Annotated in this window: 3 protein-coding genes; all 3 read right to left on the bottom strand. The window is 58.5% G+C overall.

Annotation, left to right across the window (positions count from 1 at the left end; translation table 11 throughout):
* A partial coding sequence (locus ACXJ7R_RS29005) for an aminotransferase class III-fold pyridoxal phosphate-dependent enzyme (RefSeq protein ID WP_457154829.1) occupies positions 1-215 on the bottom strand: 215 nt, incomplete at its 3' end.
* 4 nt (positions 216-219) lie between these two features.
* Complete coding sequence (locus tag ACXJ7R_RS29010) at positions 220-1,281, bottom strand: NAD(P)-dependent oxidoreductase (RefSeq protein WP_457154830.1); 1,062 nt, start codon at positions 1,279-1,281, stop codon at positions 220-222.
* On the bottom strand, positions 1,278-2,940 hold a 1,663-nt coding region (locus ACXJ7R_RS29015; RefSeq protein ID WP_457154831.1), incomplete at its 5' end, for an FAD-dependent oxidoreductase. The genes ACXJ7R_RS29015 and ACXJ7R_RS29010, both read right to left, overlap by 4 nt.

A 2,940-nucleotide genomic window follows, 5' to 3' on the forward strand; every position in this document is an offset into this window, starting at 1 on the left:
AGCGACGCCTGTCGATGCATCGCCTCTACCACATGCGGATGACAATGGCCGACATGGGCCACATTGTTATAAGCGTCAAGATAGCGCCTGCCGTCCGAGTCGAAAAGCCAAACACCCTCCCCGCGCACGAGGTGGATCGGATTGGCGTAAAAGAGCTGAGACTTGGCCCCCAAAAGTTTGGCGCGCCGCGCCACCAGATCGGATTGCTGGACCATGTTCTTATCTGTCAACGGTTGTATGCAGTTTGGGCGCTGCAGAGCCGAAGCGCCCTTGCCAATTGGCAGCGACTTCTTGATTGTACATATGGCGCGGAGGGTTACCGGCCAGCAATTCGTGCAGATTGTCGATCAAGGACTCCGTAAGTGCGCGCATCAGTTCAACGGTGTGACCCGCATTATGCGGCGTGAGGATTGCGTTGGCGCAATGACGCAGCCGGCTTTCGGCTGGCAGGGGTTCGATTGCGAAGACGTCAACTGCCGCCCCGCCGAGGCGACCTGCCTGCAGCGCGTCTGCCAGCGCATCTTCGTCGATCAATGCGCCTCGTGACGTGTTGACGATCACGGCGCCTGGTTTCATCAGAGCAAGTTCATCTCTCCCAATCAAGCTACGACTGGCACCGGTCAACGTCATGTGGAGTGATACGACATCGCTCTCACGAAGGAGATTTGTTAGAGGCACTGCGGTCGCGTCCAGGTTGGCATCCGTCACTGCGGGGTCGGCGACAAGGATTCTCACCTGCCACGGCGCCAAAAGTTCAGCCACCGCTCGACCGATGCGGCCAAATCCGACCAGCCCTACTGTCTTTCCTCGTAGCATACGGCCAAGCACCAACGGCTCGCGCCAACTTCCATTCATCAACACCGTTTGCTTTTCTGCAACACGGTGCATCAAGCTCGCAATGAGCATCACCGTTGCTTCCGCCATGCTGTAGACACTCTCAGCCGGTGCTCCATGGCCGACCGCTATGCCGGCGAGCGTTGCCGCCTTGACGTCGAGTGGATCGACGCCGATCGTCGGAAAAACAATGCTTCTTAACCTCGCTGCCTTCTTCATCAAGGCGACCGGGAAACGACCGCGCGGCGTCAGCACCAGAATGTCGACGCGGGCGGTGAGGTCTCCCCACTCTTCCGGCGGCGATCGTGGTGAAACCACTTCGTGGCCAGCGGATTTCACCATCGCTCGAGCATGATCGAGTGCATCGCGCAGAATCGCGCTCTCCGGCACTGCGACCACAAATCGCGACGGTTCTATCTTGCTCGAACGTGGCATCTGGGGGTTCACATACGTGTCCGTTCGCCAGTCGGATCGTAGAATGGAGCCAATTGAGCCACGGCAGGAAACTTCGCACCTGCCACCTCGATCTCGAAGCTTCCCTGTTTCAGCCAATCAGCAGAAGCACCGCCGGGGGCGAATACGTAACCCATGCCGAGCGATCGGTCGATGCGAAAGCCCCAGCCACCAGAGGTGATGGTGCCCACCCGATCGCCGTTGCGCCAGATGATCTCGTTGCCGATCAGGATCGGTGCGTCGTCGCCTTCCAAGGCGAACTGAACGAGCCGAGATTCTGGGGGGCGTCCCCGCTGCGCCTCGACCCTTTCCCGGCCGATAAAGTCGCCCACCTTGTGCCAGCCCACCGCGAAGCCGAGACCGGCCTCAACCGGTGTTTCGTCGGCAGTGATGTCCAAGCCCATCAGGCGATATCCGCGCTCCAGGCGACACGCCGCTACCGCATAGAGTCCGGCATAGCGCAATCCGAAGCCGGCACCTGCTCCAACGATCAGGTCGTGGAGATAGCCACACATCTCGGTAGGCACCAGGATTTCATAGCCGAGTTCGCCTACAAAGGTCACGCGAGAAGCGCGAACTGTTACATGTCCCAGGTTGATTTCGTCGGAATACCCAAAATTGAGGGCTTCGTTCGAAAGGTCAGAATCGCTCAGACTCTGTAGCAACTGCCGGCTCTTGGGGCCCATTATAGCCAAGAGACCAAAAGAATTCGTGACATCCTGAACGACAGTCGCCGCGCCTTTCGGCAAATTAGCATCCAACCACGCGAGATCGATCCTCTGATCGGCGAAACCAGAAATGACCAGGAAGCGATCCTCGGCCAATCTTGTGACCGTGAGATCCGCCTCGAACCCACCCTTCTCGTTCAACCAAGCTGTGTAAACCACTTTTCCGATCGGTGCGTCGATTTCGTTTGCGCAGAGCCTGTTGAGATCGCGGAGTGCATCCGGACCGGAGATGAGGAATTTGGCATAGGCCGATTGGTCAATCAGCGCGACATTGTCGCGGACAGCCAGGCTTTCTTCGCGCGCAAACGGATACCAATCCTGCCGCCCCAATCTGTATCGAAACTCGCCGGAATCCTTGGGCGCGTACCAAAGCGGAATCTCCCATCCGACGCGCTCACCAAAGCGCGCACCAGCCGCTTTCAGTTCATGGTGCAATGGCATCCGACGCACATCGCGAGCGCTCTTCATTTGCTTGCCGGGCCAAGGCATGTTTGACCAGATACCAATCGACTCGGTCACTCGTTCGGCCATAAAGTGGCGATTGGCTTGGAATGGCATTGTGCGGGTAAGGGCGAACGCATGCATATCGACCGGGCTGTTGCCTGAGGCAACCCATTCCGCCACGACCTTGCCCATGCCGCCTGATGACATAATGCCGCTGGAATTGAAGCCAGCTGATACAAATAATCCGCTGACCTCGGGGGCCGGCCCTATGAGATAGCGGCCGTCTGCGGTAAAACTCTCCGGCCCGACGAAAAGGGTCTGCACACCAGCGCTTTCTAGACGCGGCACGCGCTTTGTTGCCATGGCRAGTTCGTTTTCGTAGTGCTCGTAGTTCCCCGGCAGACTATCGAACTCGAATTCCTCCGGAATGCCGTGCGTGGCCCATGCCTTGCCACGCTCCTCGAAAATACCGACAAGCAGC

It is taken from the genome of Mesorhizobium sp. P5_C1, assembly GCF_054049815.1.